13 protein-coding genes are annotated in these 19,988 nt (G+C 65.9%); 4 read left to right on the plus strand and 9 right to left on the minus strand.

All coding sequences use genetic code 11. From position 1 onward, the window contains the following. Positions 1 to 16 precede the first annotated feature (16 nt). Complete coding sequence (gene hppD / locus L6D75_RS00220; RefSeq protein ID WP_176518238.1) at positions 17 to 1,093, plus strand: 4-hydroxyphenylpyruvate dioxygenase; 1,077 nt, start codon at positions 17 to 19, stop codon at positions 1,091 to 1,093. A gap of 27 nt (positions 1,094 to 1,120) precedes the next feature. On the opposite strand, the gene L6D75_RS00225 is transcribed toward hppD, so the two are convergent. Next, positions 1,121 to 1,894: a CSS-motif domain-containing protein gene (locus tag L6D75_RS00225; protein ID WP_236193316.1), complete on the minus strand. Its 774-nt coding sequence runs from the start codon at positions 1,892 to 1,894 to the stop codon at positions 1,121 to 1,123. 166 nt (positions 1,895 to 2,060) lie between these two features. Continuing rightward, complete coding sequence (locus tag L6D75_RS00230) at positions 2,061 to 2,744, minus strand: type 1 glutamine amidotransferase domain-containing protein (protein ID WP_176518236.1); 684 nt, start codon at positions 2,742 to 2,744, stop codon at positions 2,061 to 2,063. A 285-nt stretch (positions 2,745 to 3,029) separates the two neighbouring features. Here L6D75_RS00230 and L6D75_RS00235 point away from each other — a divergent pair, with 285 nt between their 5' ends. Next, positions 3,030 to 5,018, plus strand: a complete 1,989-nt coding sequence (locus L6D75_RS00235) for a hybrid sensor histidine kinase/response regulator (protein ID WP_236193317.1) — start codon at positions 3,030 to 3,032, stop codon at positions 5,016 to 5,018. Between the two features lie 6 nt (positions 5,019 to 5,024). Here L6D75_RS00235 and L6D75_RS00240 read toward each other — a convergent pair whose 3' ends face one another. The 5 genes from L6D75_RS00240 to mexE all read right to left on the minus strand — a co-directional run bounded on the left by L6D75_RS00240 (position 5,025) and on the right by mexE (position 13,817). Continuing rightward, positions 5,025 to 6,629 carry a response regulator gene (locus tag L6D75_RS00240; RefSeq protein ID WP_176516373.1) on the minus strand — a complete coding sequence of 535 codons (1,605 nt, stop codon included), beginning with the start codon at positions 6,627 to 6,629 and terminating at the stop codon, positions 5,025 to 5,027. Positions 6,630 to 6,730: 101 nt separating this feature from the next. Continuing rightward, positions 6,731 to 7,786, minus strand: coding sequence for a tetratricopeptide repeat protein (locus L6D75_RS00245; RefSeq protein WP_176516375.1), 1,056 nt, complete (start codon positions 7,784 to 7,786; stop codon positions 6,731 to 6,733). 185 nt (positions 7,787 to 7,971) lie between these two features. Then, complete coding sequence (locus L6D75_RS00250; RefSeq protein ID WP_176516377.1) at positions 7,972 to 9,387, minus strand: efflux transporter outer membrane subunit; 1,416 nt, start codon at positions 9,385 to 9,387, stop codon at positions 7,972 to 7,974. After that, complete coding sequence (locus L6D75_RS00255; protein WP_176516379.1) at positions 9,384 to 12,563, minus strand: efflux RND transporter permease subunit; 3,180 nt, start codon at positions 12,561 to 12,563, stop codon at positions 9,384 to 9,386. Before L6D75_RS00255 ends, L6D75_RS00250 begins: the two co-directional genes overlap by 4 nt. A gap of 12 nt (positions 12,564 to 12,575) precedes the next feature. Beyond that, positions 12,576 to 13,817, minus strand: coding sequence for a multidrug efflux RND transporter periplasmic adaptor subunit MexE (gene mexE, locus L6D75_RS00260; protein ID WP_176516381.1), 1,242 nt, complete (start codon positions 13,815 to 13,817; stop codon positions 12,576 to 12,578). 325 nt (positions 13,818 to 14,142) lie between these two features. Between mexE and L6D75_RS00265 the strand changes: the two genes are divergently transcribed. After that, the gene (locus L6D75_RS00265; protein ID WP_176516457.1) at positions 14,143 to 15,267 is read left to right on the plus strand and encodes an MFS transporter; all 1,125 of its coding nucleotides are present in this window, start codon (positions 14,143 to 14,145) and stop codon (positions 15,265 to 15,267) included. 104 nt (positions 15,268 to 15,371) lie between these two features. Then, positions 15,372 to 18,161: an amino acid adenylation domain-containing protein gene (locus L6D75_RS00270; protein ID WP_176516383.1), complete on the plus strand. Its 2,790-nt coding sequence runs from the start codon at positions 15,372 to 15,374 to the stop codon at positions 18,159 to 18,161. Between the two features lie 6 nt (positions 18,162 to 18,167). On the opposite strand, the gene L6D75_RS00275 is transcribed toward L6D75_RS00270, so the two are convergent. Both L6D75_RS00275 and L6D75_RS00280 read right to left on the minus strand, forming a co-directional pair. Next, positions 18,168 to 18,806 carry a TetR/AcrR family transcriptional regulator gene (locus L6D75_RS00275; protein WP_176516459.1) on the minus strand — a complete coding sequence of 213 codons (639 nt, stop codon included), beginning with the start codon at positions 18,804 to 18,806 and terminating at the stop codon, positions 18,168 to 18,170. A 96-nt stretch (positions 18,807 to 18,902) separates the two neighbouring features. Beyond that, positions 18,903 to 19,823 (minus strand): LysR family transcriptional regulator, encoded by a 921-nt coding sequence (locus L6D75_RS00280; protein WP_176516385.1) that lies wholly within the window; start codon positions 19,821 to 19,823, stop codon positions 18,903 to 18,905. Positions 19,824 to 19,988: the final 165 nt, after the last annotated feature.

The following is a 19,988-nucleotide window of genomic DNA, read 5'->3' on the forward strand; positions in this document are numbered from 1 at the left end:
AGATGAGGACACGAACATGGCTGATATCTTTGAAAATCCAATGGGCCTGATGGGCTTCGAATTCATCGAACTGGCGTCGCCTGCGCCGGGCGTTCTGGAGCCAGTGTTCCAGATGCTCGGTTTCACCAAGGTGGCCACCCACCGCTCCAAGGATGTGCACCTGTACCGTCAGGGCGGCATCAACCTGATCCTCAACAACGAACCCAAGAGCATCGCTTCGTACTTTGCCGCCGAGCATGGCCCGTCGGTATGTGGCATGGCGTTCCGTGTGCGCAACGCCCATGAAGCCTATGCCCGTGCCCTGGAGCTCGGTGCCCAGCCGGTGGAAATCGAAACCGGCCCGATGGAGCTGCGCCTGCCCGCCATCAAAGGCATCGGTGGTGCCCCTCTGTACTTGATTGACCGCTTCGAAGAGGGCAGCTCGATCTACGACATCGATTTCAACTTCATCGAAGGTGTCGACCGCAACCCGGTGGGTGCTGGGCTGAAAATCATCGACCACCTGACCCACAACGTGTACCGCGGGCGCATGGCGTACTGGGCCGGGTTCTACGAGAAGCTGTTCAACTTCCGCGAAATCCGCTACTTCGACATCAAGGGCGAATACACCGGCCTGACCTCCAAGGCCATGACCGCGCCGGACGGGATGATCCGCATTCCGCTGAACGAAGAGTCGTCCAAGGGCGCCGGGCAGATCGAAGAGTTCCTCATGCAGTTCAACGGCGAAGGCATCCAGCACGTGGCCTTCCTTACCGACGACCTGCTCAAGACCTGGGATGCGCTCAAAGGCTTCGGCATGCGCTTCATGACTGCGCCGCCGCAGACTTACTACGAGATGCTCGAAGAGCGCCTGCCAGGGCACGGTGAACCGGTCGACCAACTGCAGGCCCGTGGCATTCTGCTGGATGGGGCTTCCGAGGCCGGCGACAAGCGCCTGCTGCTGCAGATCTTCTCCGAAACCCTGCTGGGGCCGGTGTTCTTCGAGTTCATCCAGCGCAAGGGTGACGATGGCTTTGGTGAGGGCAACTTTAAGGCCCTGTTCGAGTCCATCGAGCGCGACCAGGTTCGCCGTGGCGTGCTGAACGCCGAGTAAGGTTCGAGCAAGGTTGGAGCAACGCCGTCAACGCGAGTTGGCGGCGTTTTCATTGCGCGGGCCGCGCCTGAACAAGGCCCAATAGATCACTGAGCCGGTGACCACGCCGATCAACACCAGAGAAGGCAGCACCAGGATCATCGACTGGCGAGCTTCGTTGGCGGAAAAGCCCTCTGCATAGCCAGCCTCGACCGTGTAGCCATACTTTTCCGATACCCCCCTATGAAAGTATTCGGCTTGCGAAGGCCGTGACAGGCCGCGTGAGTCCCCGTCAGCCCAGATATAGCCATCACCAAACTGCAGCAGTAAGGTCAGCCCATCCTGGAAGGCACGAAGTTCATTGCGCAGCTGATCGGCATAGGCGGTTGCGATGGCGCTGAATGCCTCGTGCTCGACTTGGTGCAACAACAAGGCGCCTTCTGGCGCCAAGGTGGAGATGAACGCCAGTTGCACCGGCATCGACAGGTCGGCCTGGCTCATTTGCGCGTCGGCAAAACCTGCCATCGAGCTGCAGTAGGCTTCGCCGCCCTCGGCCAGCGTGAGCGAACGCAAGTACTGGGTTTCGGTGACCTGCTTGATCAGGCTGCCTTTGGCTTGTGCACAGGGCTTGCCTGCCAGAGCCAGGGCGTTGTTGGCAATGGCATGCAACCTGTCCAGCGACATGTCGACGGAAAAGATCGCTTCCTGCACGGAGACGCGGGCGTTCTCCTCGAGTTTGCGGTCCTGCTGGTAGACCATCACCGCCAGCCCCGAGGCGACAGGTATCAAGCTGATAGACAAGATCAACAGCAGCTCCAGCATGGAGCGGCCGATCGTGGTGGTTCTCGACATAGGCCGGCGGCCCTCCGCTTCGACGCCGCCCGTGGTGGGCAGTTGAGGAAGAAGAGCCTAGGAAAACCGCAGTAGGCCTACTGTAAGTTGCGGCTGTATCTGGCAGCGGAAGCGCGGCATCGTCGTGTAAGACGCATCATCGCTTGAGCTGCTCCAGCACCTTTTCTGCCAGCAACGCCGTGGACTTTGGATTTTGCCCCGTGATCAAACGGCCGTCGGCGACCACGAAAGGCGCCCAGGGGTCATCATGCTTGCTGTAGGCACCGCCGCGGGCACCCAGCTCGTTTTCGGTCAGAAACGGCACCACCTTGTCCAGTTCGGCGAGTTTCTCCTCGGTGTTGGAAAACCCAGTGACTTGCCGGTCCTTGAGCAACAGCGTGTTGTCGCTGAGCTTGATGTTCAGAAGGCCCACCACGCCGTGGCACACCGCCGCGACGATGCCGTTCTTTTCGTAGACCTTGCGCGCCAGCTCCTGCAGCGCCTGGTTGTCCGGGAAGTCGTACATCACCCCGTGCCCGCCGGTGTAATAGATGACGTCGTAGTCCTCGGCCTTGACCTTGCCCGGCGACAGCGAAGCGCCCAGGCGGTTCATGAAGTGCTTGTCGTCGTACCACTGCCAATCCAGTTCCGGCGCCATCTGCAGGCTGTGCGGGTCAACGGGTACATAGCCGCCTTCAGGGCTCACATAATCAACGCTGTAGCCGGCCTTCTGCACCACATCGACGAAGTGCACGGCCTCACCGAGCCACAGGCCGGTGGCCCGGTTCAGGCCTGGGTACTTGGCGGTGTTGGTCAGCACCACGAGAATTTTCTTGCTCATCACCACCCTCCGGTCTGTAGTCATAGGGGAAGACGCGCCATGACGCGGGAAAACCTAATGAGCATAGCTTGCGGTTTCAACCCCGCACGCCGGCAATGGCGCTGTGCTACCTTTGCTCAGGACCGATTTGCATCCCGGGTATTGCAGCCCTGAAATGGGCAAGCCGCAGATCGCTTGTTAATCCTCAGCCACGGTGGAATCACGACATTGGTCGCTAAAGGCATTGAGCGCAAAGGTTCGGCGTCAGGCATTCAATTACCTCCGGTGGCGACCTCGGCCCTCGGCATGGACGAGCTGATCGCCGCGCATGACTGGGGGCAAACCGCCCTGGGGCCTTTGCCGCGCTGGCAGGCGCCGCTGCGCCTGGCGGTCGATGCGATGCTCTTGTCGCCGTTTCCCAGTGCGGTGGTCTGGGGCCCCGACCTCACGGTGATCCACAACACGGCCTACCTGAGGTTGCTGCATGGCCCGGGCCATGCGTTGGGCAAGGGCTTCGACGCGTTGTGGAGCAGCCACTGGAATGACGTCGGGCCCTGGGTGTTCAAGGCGCTGCAAGGCCAGGGCAGCTTCGTCGAGGACCAGCCGCTGTGGGTCACCTGCGCCAACACCGGCGCCCAGGCGCTGTACGCCTTCAGTTACACGCCCATCTGCGACGAACACCGAGAAGTGGCGGGGTTCCTGCACACCGTCATCGAGACCACCGCCAGCGTCGAGGCGTTGGGCAAGTGGCGCGAGCAGGCGCAGGCCTTCGAAGAGCAGATCCAGCGCTACCTGGTGGACCGCGAGTCCATGTGGCAGCTGTCGCGCGACGCGATGATCAGCGTTACCCGCGACCTGCGCCTGCAGGCGGCCAACCCCGCGTGGCTGCGCATACTTGGCTGGACCCAGGCCGAGGTGCACGACATCCCGATCCTGCAGCTCGTGCACCCGGCGGATCGCGCCGAAGTGGAAGTGGCGGTGATCGACTTCGTGCGCGACCAGGGCGCCGAGCAGCTGGAAACCCGCTTGCGCCATCGGGATGGGCATTACCGCTCGTTCCGCTGGACGGCCAAGTTCGATGGCACGATGCTCACCGCCGTGGGGCGCGACATCACCGATGACCGCGAAGAGGCGATGCGCCAGTCCCAGGCGCTGCTGCGCGGCAACCAGCAACTGGAGGTGGTGAGCCACATGGCCGGCGGCATGGCCCACGAGATGAACAACCTGTTGTCGGGGATCGGCGGCAGCCTTGAAATGCTGCAGCGGCGCTTGAGCCAGGGGCGCCTGGAGCGGATCGACACCTACGTGGAGCTGGCGCGCGATTCGGTCCAGCGCGCCATGACCCTCACCCACCGCCTGCTGGCGTTTTCCCGCCACCAGCCGCTTTCGCCGAAACCGCTGGATATCAACCGCCAGCTATCCGCCATGGAGCCTTTGCTGCACCAGGTGCTGGGCGCGGAAATGCACTTGCAGTGGCAACTGGAAGTCGAGCCCTGGCCGGTGTGCCTGGACATCACGCAACTGGAAAGCACCCTGGTCAACCTGTGTGCCAACGCCCGCGAAGCCTGCCTGCAGCGCGGCAATGTGACGGTGCGTACCACCAACATGCGCCTGGCCACCGCCTTCCCGGACCCGGCCGGCCTGGCGCCGGGCGACTATGTCGCCGTGCATGTCTGCGACGACGGGCATGGCATGAGCGCCCAGGACGTGGCCAGGGCGTTCGAGCCGTTTTTCACCAGCAAGCCGGTGGGGCGTGGGGCAGGGCTGGGGTTGCCGATGGTGCACGGCTTCGTTGGCCAGTCCGGGGGCTACATCTGGATCGAATCCGCGCTGGATGCCGGCACCACCGTTTCCATGCTGTTTCCACGCTGCAGCCAGAGCATTCCCCAAGAGCCTCCCCAGCGCGTGCCTTCGGCGCGGCTGGCCGAGGGGCAGCGCCTGCTGCTGGTGGACGATGAGAACAACCTGCGCATGCTGATGCGCGAATACCTGCGTGAACGCGGCTTTGAGGTCTGTGATGTGACCGATGCCAATTCGGCACTGGAGCGGTTCCGCCACGCGGGGCCCTTCGACCTGGTCATCACCGATATCGGCCTGCCCGGTGGCTTCAGTGGCCGCCAGGTGGCCCGGGCGATGCGCATGATCAACCCGGAGCAGAAGATCCTGTTCATCACCGGCTACACCCAGACCACGCTGGAGCCCCAGCTGCTCGATGCGCCCGGCACGGCGTTGTTGCTCAAGCCTTTCCCGCTGGAGGAGCTGGCGGATCAAGCGCTGCTCATGCTTACCGAGTGATGCGGCTCAACGGCGGCCGAGCATCTGCGCCACCTGCAGCTGCAACTGCCTGAGTTCGAACGGTTTGCAGATCAGTTGCATGCCAGGGGCGAGAAACCCTTCACGGGCCGTGGCCGTTTCGGCGTAGCCGGTGATGAACAGCACCGGCAAGCGTGGCCGCAAGGTGCGGGCGATTTCAGCCAGCTGCCGGCCGTTCATGCCCGGCAAGCCCACGTCGCTGACCAGCAGGTCGATCGTTTCGCTGGAGCGCAGTACCTGCAGCGCTTCGCTGGCATTGCTGGCGCTGTGGCAAGGGAAACCGTCCTCCTGCAGGGTCTGGCAGAGCAATTGGCGCACGTGGGGGTCGTCTTCGACCAACAGCACGTTGCGCCCCTTGGTCTGCATTGCCGGAGCAGGCGGGGCTTTTTCGACCGGCGCTCGGCCATGATGGCGCGGCATGAACAGATCGACCCGGGTCCCTTGGCCGATCTGGCTGTGCAGCATCACATGGCCATGGGACTGCTTGCTGAAGCCATACACCATCGACAGGCCCAGGCCAATGCCCTGGCCAACCGGCTTGGTGCTGAAAAACGGCTCGAAGGCCCGCTCCAGGGTGCTTTGCGACATGCCCTGGCCTTCATCGATGATGCTCAGGCAAGCGTAATCGCCGCTGGCCAGGCCGCTGCCGGGCAACTGCTGCGCGGTGATGTGGCGGTTGCGCGCCTCGATACGCAGCACGCCACCACTGGGCATGGCTTCACAGGCGTTCTGCAGCAAGTTGTCGATGGCCTCCTGCAATTGCACCTGGTCGGCCTGCACCGGCCAGAGATCGCGTGCCAGCTTCAATTGCAGGGTCGCCTTGCCCGCCAGCACCGCCTCCAGGTGCGGCGTCTGCAGCAGTTCAGGCAGATCGATGCATTGGCTGTTCAACGACTGGCGGGCAGAAAACGCCAGCAGCCGGTGGGTGAGCCGGGCGGCGCGTGACACCGCCTGCTGGCCCATGCCCAGCACGCCTTCCAGGCCCTCGCTGCGCCCCTGTTTCAAGCGCCGGTCGATCAGCTCGAAACTGCCGCCAATGCTGGTGAGCAGGTTGTTGAAATCGTGCGCCACGCCGCCTGCCAACTGGCCGATTGCATCCATCTTGCGAGCCTGATGCCGTGCCTGGGTTTCGCGTTGCTCGGCATCGTCGTGCTGGTCCAGGCGCTGCTGCAGGTCAGCCAGCTGGTCGCGCGCCAGGTACTGGCGCCGGCGCATGCGCAGGGCGGTCTGGGCCAGTTGCAGCAGTTGCGCTTCGGCGAACGGCATGACCAGCAAGGTGAGGTTGCCCAGCGGGTGGTTGGCGGGCGTGGTAGCAGTGGTGGCGGTGGCGGTGAGCATCACGATCGGCAGGTCCGACCATTTGGGCTGCTGCTCGATGAACCGCTGCAGCAGCGCGCCGGGGCCGTCGCCCAGCGTGTTTTCCGCGATGATTGCCAGCCCCGCACCTTCAGCCAGGCAGCTCTGCAGGTTGGCCATGTCCTGTGCGCACTGGCTCTGCACGCCGGCGGCCGCCAGCAGCCGCGAGGTATCCGTGGCGAGCTGCGTGGGCGCCAGGATCACGGCACGTTCGTCCAGTGACACAGAACTGGCCAATGCGTATCTCCTTTGACTAATGGGCAGGGCCGATCCGGGTCATGCCACCAGGTGTCCGATACCCACTGGACCACAGCCCCTTGCCAAGGGTTCAACGCAAACTACAGGCCTTGTTGCAGGAACGGATCATCCGGGTTCAAACGCTCCAGTTCCGCCAGCAGCACCTGCACGTTCTGCAACTGCCCGGTCTCCTTCCAGTACTGGATCAGCAGCACCCGCGCCGCGCGGTTGGCCGGTTGCCGGCTGAGCAGGGTTTCCAGCTGCTTTTGCGCCGCATCGGTCTGCTCCAGGTCGTGCAGGGTCACCGCCAGGGTGTAGCGATAATCGGCGTTGTCCGGCTCCAGCTCGACCGCCCGCGACAGCGCCAGCAGGGCGTACTCGCGCTGGTCGTGGCGGATCAGCCAGAGGCCCAGCTGGTTTTGCAGAAACGCCGAATCGGGGCGCAAGGCCAGGGCTTTGGCGAGGACCTGCCGGGATGGGTCGTGCTGGCCCTGGCGCTCGAGCAGGCGCACCTGGGTCGCCAGCGCGTCGGGGCTGTCCGGTGCCAGCGCCAGGGCACGCTGCAGGGCCGTGGCGGCTTGGGTGTAGTCGTTCTCGTGCAGGTACAGGCGCGCCAGGTGCACCTGCGCCTCGGCATCGTCGGGCTGCTGCTCGAGCACCTGCTGATATTGCTCGAGCGCGGCCTGCAGCGGGCCGAAGTACAGGCCGATGGCGTCGGGGTCCAGGCCCAGCAGGGCATCGACCGCAGCGAAGCGCACGCTTTGTTCGTCATCGTCCAGCAGCGGCCCCAGCACCAGGCTGCGCTGCGGCGCCGGGACCAGGCGCTGGATGCTGGCGATGGCCGCGCGGCGCACCAGCGGCTCGTCGTCTTCCAGCCCGGCACGGGCCAGCTTCAGCGCTTGCGGGGAAGGGTAGTCGGGAAGTTCGGCGAACAGTGCGGCGCGGCGGATCGGCGCCAGGTCGTCGCGTTGCAATTGCTGGTACAGCACCCGCGCAGCGCCCGGCTGGCCTTCGTGGGCCATGCGCAGGGCCTTGCCATAACTGTGCGGCGGCAGCGCCTGGGGGGCCGGTGGCGTGTCCCGGCGCAGGTAGCCGATGGTGCCCGATACCAGGATCAGCAGCAGCAAGGCGATCAGGTAGCGGTGGCGTCTGGGCATCGTGCGGTCCATGGCGGTGGGAAGGGAGAGCTTGGGGCAGAATGCCGTGGGCTGCAAGCACCGTTGGCGTGTCTGCACCGGTCTTGTCGCCGGCGCGGTCCCCATAAAAAAAGCCCCGCGGGCCAAGGCCTGCGGGGCAAAGGGTTGGGAGAGACCAACCAAAGGAGTCGTTGCTAGTTAAAGGTTCAGCGCACGCTGGCAACCGTCTCGGGCTGCCAGCCGCCACCCAGTGCCTTGTAGATCGACACGATGCCGCGATACAGCTCCACTTCACCCACCGCCTGGGCGTCTTCGGCGCTCAGGCGTTCGCGTTCGGCATCGAGCAGCACCAGGTAGTCCACCGTGCCTTCGCGGTAGCGCACCGAGGCCAGCTCCGCGGCCTTGCGGCTGGCGTCGCTCTGGCGCATCAGCGACAACAGCCGCTGCTGGGTCTTGTCGTAGTCGCTGAAGGCGTTGGCCGATTCTTCCAGGGCCAGCAGCACCTGCTGTTCATAGTTGGCCAGCGCCCCTTCGGCATCGGCCTTGGCGCCGCGCAGGCGGGCGCGCACGCTGCCCAGGTCGAAGGCTGCCCAGGTGATGCTCGGGCCGAGGGCCCAGGCATTGGCGGCCGAGGAGCCGATCTGCGAGCCGCGTGCGGCGGTAAAGCCGAGGAAGCCGCTGAGGCTCACCCGCGGGAACAGGTCGGCGGTGGCCACGCCAACGTTGGCGGTGGCCGCTGCCAGCTGGCGCTCGGCGCTGCGGATGTCCGGGCGGCGGCGCAGCAGCTCGCCGGGGTCGCCCACCGGCAGGGCCTTGGCAATTGCCGGCAGGGCCTTGGGCGATAGGTCCACGCTCAGCGCGTCCGGGCGCTGGCCGAGCAGGGTGGCGATGCGATGGCGCGCCCGCGCCTGTTCGGCCTGCAGTTGCGGCACGGTGGCTTCGACCCCGGCCAGGCGCGCATCGGCGCGCACCACGTCGAGTTCGTTGCCGACCCCTGCATCGCGCAGGGTCACGGTGATGGTGCGCGACTCTTGCTGGGTCTTGAGGTTGGCCACGGCGATCTTCTCGCGCAACTGCGCCCCGCGCAGCTGGCCGTAGGCATCGACCAGCTCGGCGATCAGGCTCACCTGCAGCTGCTGCAGGTCCGCCTGGGCCGCCGCCGCCTGGGCGTCGCTGGCTTCGATCTGGCGCTGGATGCGGCCGAACAGGTCGAGCTCCCAGGCCATGTCCAGGCCCAGGTCGTAGCGCTCGCTGTTGACCCGCTGGTCGGTCTGGCCCGGGACCTGGCCCTTGCCGATTTCGCTGCTGGCGCGGCTGGTGACCACCGGCAACTGGTCGTTGGCGGCGTCATCGCGGATCGCCCGCGCCGACTTGAGCCGGGCAAAGGCCACGCGCAGGTCGCGGTTGCCCTCCAGCGATGCCTGCACCAGCTGGTTCAGTACCGGGTCGTCGAACTGCTTCCACCACACGCTCTCGAAGCGGCTGCGGTCGAAGGCCTTGGCCTGCAGCGCGGTGTCCACCTGGGCATGCTCGGTGGCCGGCGCCTGGTAGTCAGGGCCCACCGCACAGGCCGCCAAGGCCAGGGCCAGCAGGCTCGGGGTCAGGGGTTTGAGCAGGTTCATGCATGGCTCTCCAGCGATTGAACGCGTTCGGCCTTGCGGGCCTGGCGACGCTCGACGAAACGGCGGATCAGGAAGAAGAACACAGGGGTCAGGAACAGCCCGAACACGGTCACGCCGATCATCCCCGAGAACACCGCCACACCCATGGCATGGCGCATTTCAGAGCCTGCACCGGAGGAGAACACCAGCGGTACCACACCCATGATGAAGGCGATCGAGGTCATCAGGATCGGCCGCAGGCGCAGGCGGCAGGCTTCCAGCACCGCAGCCAGCGGGTCGAGGCCCTTGGCTTGCTCGTCCTTGGCGAACTCGACGATCAGGATCGCGTTCTTGCACGCCAGGCCCACCAGCACGATCAGGCCGATCTGGGTGAAGATGTTGTTGTCGCCACCGGAGACGATCACCCCGGTAATGGCCGACAGCAGGGTCATCGGCACGATCAGGATCACCGCCAGCGGCAGGCTCCAGCTCTCGTACTGGGCCGCCAGCACCAGGAACGCCAGCAGCACGCAGAGCGGGAACACCAGCAGGGCGGTGTTGCCGGAGAGGATCTGCTGGTAGGTCAGGTCGGTCCATTCGAAGGTCATGCCGTTGGGCAGTTCCTCCTTGAGCAGTTTCTCGATGGCCGCCTCGGCCTGCCCTGAGCTGTAGCCCGGTGCCGCCGCGCCATTGATTTCCGCGGTGATGAAGCCGTTGTAGTGCATCACCCGGTCAGGCCCGGAGGTGTCGCTGACCTTGAGGAAGGTTGCCAGCGGGATCATCTCGCCCTGGTTGTTGCGCACCTTCAGCTGGCCGATCTGCTCGGCATCGAGGCGGAACTGCTGCTCGGCCTGGACGTTGACCTGGTAGGTGCGGCCAAAGCGGTTGAAGTCGTTGGTGTACAGCGAGCCCAGGTAGACCTGCAGGGTGTCGAAGATATCGGTGATGGCCACGCCGTGGGTCTTGGCTTTCTCCCGGTCGATGGCGGCATCGACCTGCGGCACGTTGACCTGATAGCTGGTGAACAGGCCCGCCAGCTCCGGCACGTTGTGGCTCTTGGCGATGATGTTCTGGGTTTCCTTGTACAGCGCTTCGTAGCCCAGGTTGCCGCGGTCCTCGATCTGCAGGCGGAAGCCGCCGATGGTGCCCAGGCCCTGTACCGGCGGCGGTGGGAAGATCGCGATGTAGGCGTCCTGGATGTCGGCGAACTGGGCATTGAGCGCGGCGGCAATGGCGGCAGCCGACTGGCTTGGGTCCTTGCGTTCGTCGAACGGCTTGAGCGGGGTGAACACGATGCCGCTGTTGGGGCTGTTGGTGAAGCCGTTGATCGACAGGCCCGGGAAGGCCACCGAGTCGGCAACGCCAGGCTGCTTCAGGGCAATTTCGCTCATGCGCTTGATCACCGCCTCGGTACGGTCGAGGCTGGCCGCGTCAGGCAGCTGGGCGAAGGCCACCAGGTACTGCTTGTCCTGGGCCGGCACGAAACCGGTCGGGGTGGACGAGAAGCCCAGGTAGGTCAGGCCCATCAGCCCGGCATAGACGAACAGGGCAATGCCGCTGGAGCGGATGACCCGGCGCACGCCGCCCACATAACGGTGGCTGGCACGGTCGAAGAAGCGGTTGAACGGGGCGAACAGCCAGCTGCCCAGCAGCTTGTCGAGGAACCGCGAGAAACGGTCCTTGGGCGCATGGTGGTCCTTGAGCAGCACGGCAGCCAGGGCCGGCGACAGGGTCAGCGAGTTGAACGCCGAGATCACGGTGGAGATGGCGATGGTCAGGGCGAACTGCTTGTAGAACTGCCCGGTCAGGCCGGAAATGAACGCCGCCGGCACGAACACGGCGCACAGCACCAGCGCCGTGGCGATGATCGGCCCGGTCACCTCGCTCATGGCCTTTTGCGTGGCCTCCAGCGGCTTCAGGCCCAGCCCGATGTTGCGCTCGACGTTCTCCACCACCACGATGGCGTCGTCCACCACGATACCGATGGCCAGTACCAGCCCGAACAGCGACAGCGCGTTGAGCGAGAAGCCGAACAGGTGCATTACCGCAAAGGTACCGATCAGCGACACCGGCACCGCCAGCAGCGGGATGATCGAGGCACGCCAGGTCTGCAGGAACAGGATCACCACCAGCACCACCAGCACCAGGGCTTCGAACAGGGTGTGCACCACCGCTTCGATGGAGCCACGCACGAAGATGGTCGGGTCGTAGACGATGCTGTAGTCCATCCCTTCAGGGAAGTCCTTCTTCAGCTCGGCCATCTTCGCCCGCACTTCGTCGGAGATCTCGATGGCATTGGAGCCTGGGCGCTGGAAGATCGGGATGGCGACCGCCGGCTGGTTGTTCAGCAGCGAACGCAGGGCGTACTGGCTGGAGCCCAGCTCGACCCGGGCGATGTCCTTGAGGCGGGTGATTTCGCCATCGGCACCGGCACGGATGATGATGTTCTCGAACTCTTCCTCGTTGACCAGGCGGCCCTGGGTGTTGATCGACAGCTGGAAGCTGGTCGAACCCGGGGCGGGCGGGGCGCCCAGCTGGCCGGCGGCAACCTGGCGGTTCTGCTCGCGGATGGCGGCGACCACGTCACTGGCGGTGAGGTTGCGCGAAGCGGTCTTGTTCGGGTCGAGCCACACGCGCAGCGAGTAGTCGCCCATGCCGAACAGCTGCACATCGCCCACGCCGCCCAGGCGCGCCAGCTCATCCTTGATGTTGAGGATGGCGTAGTTGGACAGGTAGAGCATGTCGTAGCGGTTGTCCGGCGAGGTCAGGTGCACGACCATGGTCAGGTCGGGCGAGGCCTTGTCGACGGTGATACCGATGCGCGTCACTTCTTCGGGCAGCTTGGGCTGGGTGCGGGTGACGCGGTTTTGCACCTGCACCTGCGCGTTGTCCAGGTCAGTGCCCAGGGCGAAGGTGATGGTCAGGGTCAGCTTGCCGTCGGCGGTGGACTGCGAGGACATGTAGAGCATGTTCTCGACCCCGGTGATGGCCTGCTCCAGGGGCGCGGCGACGGTTTCGCCGATGACCTTGGGGTTGGCGCCGGGGAAGTTGGCGCGCACCACCACGGTGGGTGGCACGACTTCCGGGTATTCGCTGATCGGCAGCTGGAACAGCGAGATCGAGCCTGCGATCAGCAGCACCAGCGACAGCACGGCGGCGAAGATCGGCCGGGTAATGAAGAATTTCGAAAAGTTCATCGGTGTGATCCCTTAACCGCGTGGCGCCTGGGCGCTGGCGACTTTCTCAGTGGAGCCCGCTACGTTCTGCGCGCTGTTGCTGGCTTCCAGGGCCTGGCGCTGCTGGGCAAGCGCGGCGAGGGTCTGTTCGCTGGCCATCGGCGTTTCTTCCGGGGTCACCGGCGAGCCTGGGCGAACCCGCTGCAGGCCCTTGACCACGATGCGGTCGTCCTTGGCCAGGCCGCTGCGCACGATGCGCAGGCCTTCGAGTTTCGGCCCCAGTTCCACGGCGCGGTAGGTCGCCTTGTTGTCCTTGTCCATCACCAGCACGAACTTCTTGCCAAGGTCGGTGCCGACCGCTTCATCGTTGATCAGCATGGCGTCGTACTGGGCGCTGCCGACCAGTTTCAGGCGCGCGTACAGGCCGGGGGTGAACTGGCCGTCGCGGTTGTCGAACACGGCGCGGCCACGGATGGTGCCGGTGCGCGGGTTGACCTGGTTGTCGACGAAGTTCATCTGGCCCAGGTGCGGGTTGCCGGTTTCGCTGGTCAGGCCCAGGTACACCGGGGTGCTCTGGCCGCGCTGGCCGTCGCGCGCCAGCTGGGTGTACTTGAGGTACACGCGCTCGTCGGCGTCGAAGTAGGCGTAGACCTTGTCGGTGGAAACCACGCTGGTCAGCGGCGTGACATCGGCGCTGACGATGTTGCCGGCGGTGTACTCGGCGCGGCTGACACGGCCGCTGATGGGCGAGGTGACGCGGGTGAAGCTGAGGTTCAGGCGGGCCAGGTCGAGCTGCGCCTGGATCGCATCGACCCCGGCACGGGCCTCGGCGGCGGCGCTGCTGCGCGACTCGGCAAGCTCGGCGGAGATCGCGTTGCTGTCGCGCAGGCGCTCGCCACGGCGGGCTTCGTTGGCGCTGCGCACGGCGGTGGCCTTGGCTTGTTGCAGCTGGGCTTCGAGGCGGCGCACTTCAGCCTGGAACGGGCGCGGGTCGATCTGGAACAGCAGGTCGCCTTTCTTGACCTGGGCGCCTTCGGTGAAGCCCACCAGGTCGATCTGGCCGGAGACCCGCGGGCGCACTTCGACGGTTTCCGGGGCTTCGAGGCGGCCGGTGAACTCGTCCCATTCATTGATCGGCTGCTCGATCACCTTGGCCACGCTGACCTTTGGCGCGGCGGGAGCCTGCACAGCGTCTGGGGTTCGGCCGCAAGCGCTGAGCACCACCACTGCCAGGGCAGCGAGGGGAAAGCGCAAGGGTTTGAGTGAGTGGTCCATGGAGAACTCCGCCAAGATATTAGTAGTGGGCGGAGTGTGAGTGTCTTGCGCGTGACGCACGAATCGAACGCAGCGAAGGTTATTATCACGGGCAATGATATGTCGGGATTTTTCATCGATGGCGGGCATGGTAGGGTGCCTGCCTGGGCCCGATCGCCGGCAAGCCGCCTCCCACAGGTTTCTCCACCCCTTCAGGCTGAGCTGAACCTTTGGGAGCGGGCTTGCCCCGCGAAAGGGCCGGCACAGACACCCCAAGTGACCTAAGGCCGCACCCGTGACCCCCACCGCAAAATTCCCCAGCCCCCTCGCCATCGTCGCCCTGGGCGTGCTGCAGATCCTGGTCTGGGGCGGTTCGTTCTTCCTCATGGCCGTCATGGCCGACCCCATCAGCCGCGACACCGGCTGGCCCAGCCAATGGGTCTACGGCGCCCTGTCGCTGAGCCTGATGGTCTCGGCCCTGCTGGCCCCCTTGAGCAGCCGCCTGACCGCGCGCTACGGCGGCCGCCCGCAAATGGCCGCCAGCGGCGCCGTGGTTGCCGTGGGCCTGCTGATCATGGCGGCCAGCCACAACCTGGCGCTGTTCCTGCTGGCCTGGGCGGTGATCGGCGTGGGCATGGCCATGGGGCTCTACGAAGCCCTCTTCGCCACCCTCGGCGGGCTGTACGGGGAGGGCGCCGGCAAGGCCATCACCGGCATCACCCTGATCGCCGGTTTCGCCTCGACCTTGTCCTGGCCGCTCGTTGCGCTGGCCATCGAGCACCTGGGCTGGCGGATCACTTGCGTGTGCTACGCGCTGCTGCTGATCGTGGTGGTGGCGCCGCTGTACTGGCGGGTGCTGCCGGCGGGTGGGCGGGTGGAGGTACGCCGGCAGCAGCAGAACGCCGACGCGCCCGAGGTCGAGCGCTCGCTCTACCTGCTGCTGACCAGCCTGTTCGCCATCGGCGCAATCATCATGACGGCCATCGCCGTGCAACTGGTGGCGGTGCTCCAGGGCCTGGGCCATTCGCTGCCGGCGGCGATCGGCCTGGCGGCGATGCTCGGCCCCAGCCAGGTGGCCTCGCGGGTGCTGCAGATCCTGGCGGGCAAGCGCCACCCGATCTGGACGGCGCTGGCCTGGGTGAGCCTGGTGCTGGTCGGCCTGCTGCTGGTGACGCTGGTGCCGGCAGCCACGGCCGTGGGCCTGCTGGTGTTCGGCTGCGGCAATGGCTTGCGGGCGATCGTGCGGGGCTTGCTGCCCCTGGCGATGATGCCGCCGGCGCAGTACGTGCTGCTGATGGGGCGCATGTCGCGGCCCTCGTTGATCGGCCAGGCCCTGACGCCATTGGTGGGCGGCTACCTGTTCGAGCACTTTGGCGCGATGGGCGTGCTGGTGACCCTGTGCCTGCTGGCGCTGGCCAATGTCGGCCTGGTGCTGGCGGTGATGCGCAAGGTGCGCGCCAGCCTGCGCTGAAAGCCTCGTGGCAGAGGCTGGCGACCACCTGCATTGGCGCGCAGGCCGCGTGTGCACTAGCGTTTGAAGCATTCAGCCGCCACCCGCAGCCGCCGAGATACGCCATGCAGGACCCGCGCCCGAACCCGAGGCTGTGCCTGGAATACCGTGCCGACCGGCCGATTTTCAGCGACTTTGTGCAGCAGGCCCAGCGCTCGCCTGAAGCACCGGCGATCATTGGCCCGGGCATGCGCTGCAGTTATGGGCAGTTGCAGGCCATCAGCCAGGGCATCGCCAGCTGCCTGCTAGAAGGCGCCGCCAGCAAAGGCGAGCGGGTGCTGATCGTCTGCAGCCGCGGTGCCGGGCTGGTGTATGCCATGCTCGCTGCGCTGCGCGCCGGCTTGCCGTTCAGCGTGGTCGATGTGGCTTACCCGCCCGCGCGTATCGCGCAGTTGCTCGAGAGCCTGGAGCCTGCGTTCATCCTGTGCTGCGGTGAAGCGCGATTCACCCCGCCAGGGCGCTGCCCGGCGCGGCTGATCAGCGTGCCGGACACGCCCGCCGAGGTCTTGCTGCAGTTTCCCGAGCAGCCAGGGGCATTGCCCGAAATCGACCCGCGTGCGCCTGCCTATATCACCTTCACCTCCGGCAGCACCGGTACGCCCAAGGGCGTGGTGGCCAACCACGCGCCGCTGGTGCATTTCATCGACTGGCACGTGCGCCGCCACGGCTTCACCGGGCAGGATCGCTTTTCACTGCTGTCGGGCCTGGGGCACGACCCGGTGTACCGGGATATCTTCACGCCCTTGTCGATTGGCGCGACGGTCTTTTGCCCGGCCCAGGCGACCCTCACGCACCCTGCGCAACTGGCAGCCTGGATACGGCAGCACGGCATCACGGCCATTCACCTGACGCCTCCCTTGGGCAAGCTGATTGCCACTGGCGCGGACCTCGACCAACAGTCGTTGGGCGCATTACGCTGGTTGTTCTGGGGCGGCGATGCCTTGAGCCCTGCGCTGTACCAGAGCATGCGGGCGATTGCCCCGTCTGCCACCAGCGTGAACTTCTACGGCACCACGGAAACGCCCCAGGCGATGGTCTTTCATCAACTCGACCCGCAGCCGGGGCAGGGCGCGATACCCCTGGGCAAAGGGATCGACAGCGCCCAGGTGCTGGTGCTGAACGACCAGCGTCAACTGGCCGGCGAAGGCGAGGTGGGCGAGATCCTGATTCGCAGCCCATACCTGTCCCTGGGTTACTGGCGTGATCCGGCGCTGACTGCGGAAAAATTCGTGGTCAATCCGCTCACCGGTGAGCCCGGTGATACCTGTTACCGCACAGGCGATCTGGGCACTTACCTGGCGGACGGAAGCGCCACCTTCCTAGGCCGCGGCGACTGCCAGGTGAAGATTCGCGGCCATCGCATCGAGCTTGCCGAAATCGAAAATGTGCTCGCCGGGCTTTCGCCAATCACGCAATGCGTGGTGGTGGCCAACACCGAAGGCGCGGCGCCAAAGCTGGTGGCCTATTGCGTAGCGCGGTCGGCGGTAGCCGCCGGGTACCTGCGCGAAGCGCTCGCCGCGCAATTGCCGGACTACATGGTGCCGGCGCAGTTCGTGTTCCTCGATGCAATACCGCTGACCCCCAACGGCAAGATCGACCGGCGCGCATTGCCGCCGCCACAGGACGCCCCGAGCAACAGCGCTGACACCCTGACCCCGCTCGCGCAGCAGCTGGCAGACGACTGGGCGCAGATACTCCAGGTGCCGCACATCGATGCCAACCTGAGCTTCGTCGAGCTGGGCGGCGATTCGCTGTCGTTCGTCCAGGCCTCGACGGCGCTCGAAGCGCGGATCGGGCAACTGCCGCCGCGCTGGGAGTCGCTGCCGGTGAAGGCCCTGGCGGCGCTGGCGGCCACGGGCAAGGCGCCCAGGCACGCATTGCGGGCCATGGAAATGCCGGTGTTGATGCGCATGCTGTCGATCTTGCTGATCGTCATGGGGCACCTGGGCGTGCTGGGCAAAGGCATGATCATGGGCGAGACCACCGCGCTGTTTCTGGTGTCGGGGCTGGGGCTGGCGCGCTTTCAGGTCAAGGCCATCAACGATCGCGGCGATGCGCGCTCGCTTATCAAGTCGATGTTCGCCATCGCGCTGCCGACCCTGCTGTACACCGCATTGGTGCAGTGCGTGTTCGACCGGCTGCACTGGCAATCCTTGCTGCTGATCTCCAACTGGTTCCCCGCCGAAACGGTCGGCCACTTCAGCTATTGGTACATCGAGGTGCTGGTGCAGATGGTGCTGATCATCGGCCTGGTGCTGTCGATCAGGCCGGTGCGCCTGCTGATCATGGCCGACCCGTTCCGCCATCTGCTGCTGGCCGCCGGTGCGCTGGTGCTGGCGGACCTGGCGCTGAGCCGCTGGGTGTTCGACGCCACCGCGCTGTACAACCGCGTGCCCCAGCACTACCTGGCGGCCATGGTGCTGGGCATGGCTGTGCAATATGCCGACACGGCGCCGCGCAAATGGCTGGCCAGCGCGGTGGCGGTGGTGGTGGTCGGCGAGCTGGAGCTGGTGACCATCGCCGGCTACGGCTGGGACATGTGGCTGAGCGGGGTGCACATCGACATCGCCTTGCCGGCGGTGCTGGCGCTGATCTGGTGCCGCTCGGTGCCGGTGCCTGGGGCGATTGCACGGGGCGGGGCGCTGATTGCATCGTCGACCCTGTTCATCTACCTGACCCATTACCAGTTCCAGTCCGTGGCCCGGCGTATCAGCGACCAGCCGCTGTTTGCCGTGGCCCTGGCGATTGTCGGCGGCGTGCTGGTTGCCTATTGCTGGAACCTGGCGTTGCGCCTGATGCTGGAGCGCTGGAACCACCGCAAGCGCCCCGCAGATGCCCTGGAACCTGCCGCCTGAACGCGCTCAGCGGTTGCCCGGCGCCAGCCCATTGAGCAGCAAACGCACCGAGGATGCCGTGGCCGCGTGGTAGTCGATGCGCTGCTCGCTACCGCCGGGGGCATGCCAGCAGCGGTTGATGCAGGCTTGCGCGATGGCCCACACCGAGGGCAGCACGTGCTCCGGGTTCACTGGCGCCAGCTGCCCGCTGCCGATCCACTGGCGGATCTGCGCGGTATTGTCCCGGGCCTGGCTGGCCCAGCGTTCGAGAAAGTCGCCGGGGATGCGCCGGCCCCCCTCCTTGAGTTCCTGCAACAGCACTTTGGAGGCGAACGGGCGGCCTTCGAACAGTCCGATCATGGACGTGACCGTGCGGCTCAGCGCCTCCAGCGGTTGGTCGCCCTGCTGGAAGGGCGCGCAGGCGTCCAGGTAGCGGGGCGCGATGTCCTCCAGCACCTGGCTGTAGATGTTGGCCTTGGATTTGAAGTAGTAGAGCACGTTGGACCTGGGCAGGCAGGCCAGGGCGGCGATGGCTGAGAGCTTGGTGGCGGCATAGCCCTGCTGGGCGAATGCTTCGCTGGCGGCATTGAGGATGGTACTGCGCACGGGTTCGGCCAGGGGCTCCTCGCCAGCCTTGGGCATTTCTCGCGGCAGTTCGAACGGCATGATGTACACGGCAAGCTTCCCTGAAGCGGGTAAAGTCGCAATATACAAAAATATACAGCGTAGGTGTGCACTCGCCTGATAAAAGCCTGTGGCGCGTCAGGCGATGGCGTTGGCGCTGGCCAGCACCAGGCTGCGCAGCCAGCGGGATGCCTGCGCCCGGTGCTTGCGGGCATGCCACAGCTGGTAGTAGCGCAAGGGCTTGGTGGCCGCGGGCAAGGGCTCGATACGCAGCGGCAGGAGCTCGGCGTAGTGCCGGGCGAAGGCGCGGGTGGTGGTGAACACCAGGTCGGACCTGACCAGCGTGTAGGGCGCCAGGCAGAAGTACGGCAGGGTGGTGGTCACCCGGCGCAGCAGGCCGGCCTTGGCCAGCTCGGTGCCGATGGTGCCATGGCCGCCGGCGGTGTGGGTCAGCACATCGAGGTGGTCGGCCTGGCTGTAGGCCTCGCGGTCAAGGCTGCCGGGCGCGATCGGGTGGCCCTCGCGGAGCAGGCAGACCAGGTCGTCGTCGCACAACGATTGCAGGTGCAAGTGCTGCGCCGGGCGTTGCCAGTTGCCGATCACCAGGTCCAGCGAGCCGTCTTCGAGCCCGCGCTCGTAGCCGCCTTCGGCCTGCAGGTGGGTCAGCTCCAGGGTGGCGCACGGCGCCTGGGCGTGGAAGCGCTCGATGATGGCGGGCACGAAGAACACGCTCAGGTAGTCCGGCGTGCTGATGCGAAAGTGCTGGCGGCTGGTGGCGGGGTCGAAGCGGTCGATCGGGTGCAGCACCTGGTCGATCCCGGCCAGGGCCTGGCGCACCGGGTCGATCAGGGTCTGGGCGTGGCTGGTCAGCAGCATGCGGCTGCCGCTGCGCACCAGCAGCGGGTCGCCGGTCATCTCGCGCAGGCGCCGCAGCGCCACGCTGATGGCCGGCTGGCTTTGCCCGAGGCGTTCGGCGGTACGTGAAACGCTGCCTTCGGTGAGCAGGGTGTACAGCGTGCGCAGCAGCTGGGCATCGCAGTTGGGGGTGGGCTTGGGCACGGCAGTTCTCCAGCACGGCAAAAAACCAGGCCAGTGCGCGGTCCCTGTGGGAGCCGGCTTGCCGGCGATAGGGCGCGAATCGGCGGTTTGCCAGGTCTGGCCTTATCGCCGGCAAGCCGGCTCCCACAGCAGAGGGTGGTTTCGATATATATAAAAATATATACT

This window comes from Pseudomonas faucium, assembly GCF_021602585.1.
Classification (GTDB): domain Bacteria; phylum Pseudomonadota; class Gammaproteobacteria; order Pseudomonadales; family Pseudomonadaceae; genus Aquipseudomonas; species Aquipseudomonas faucium.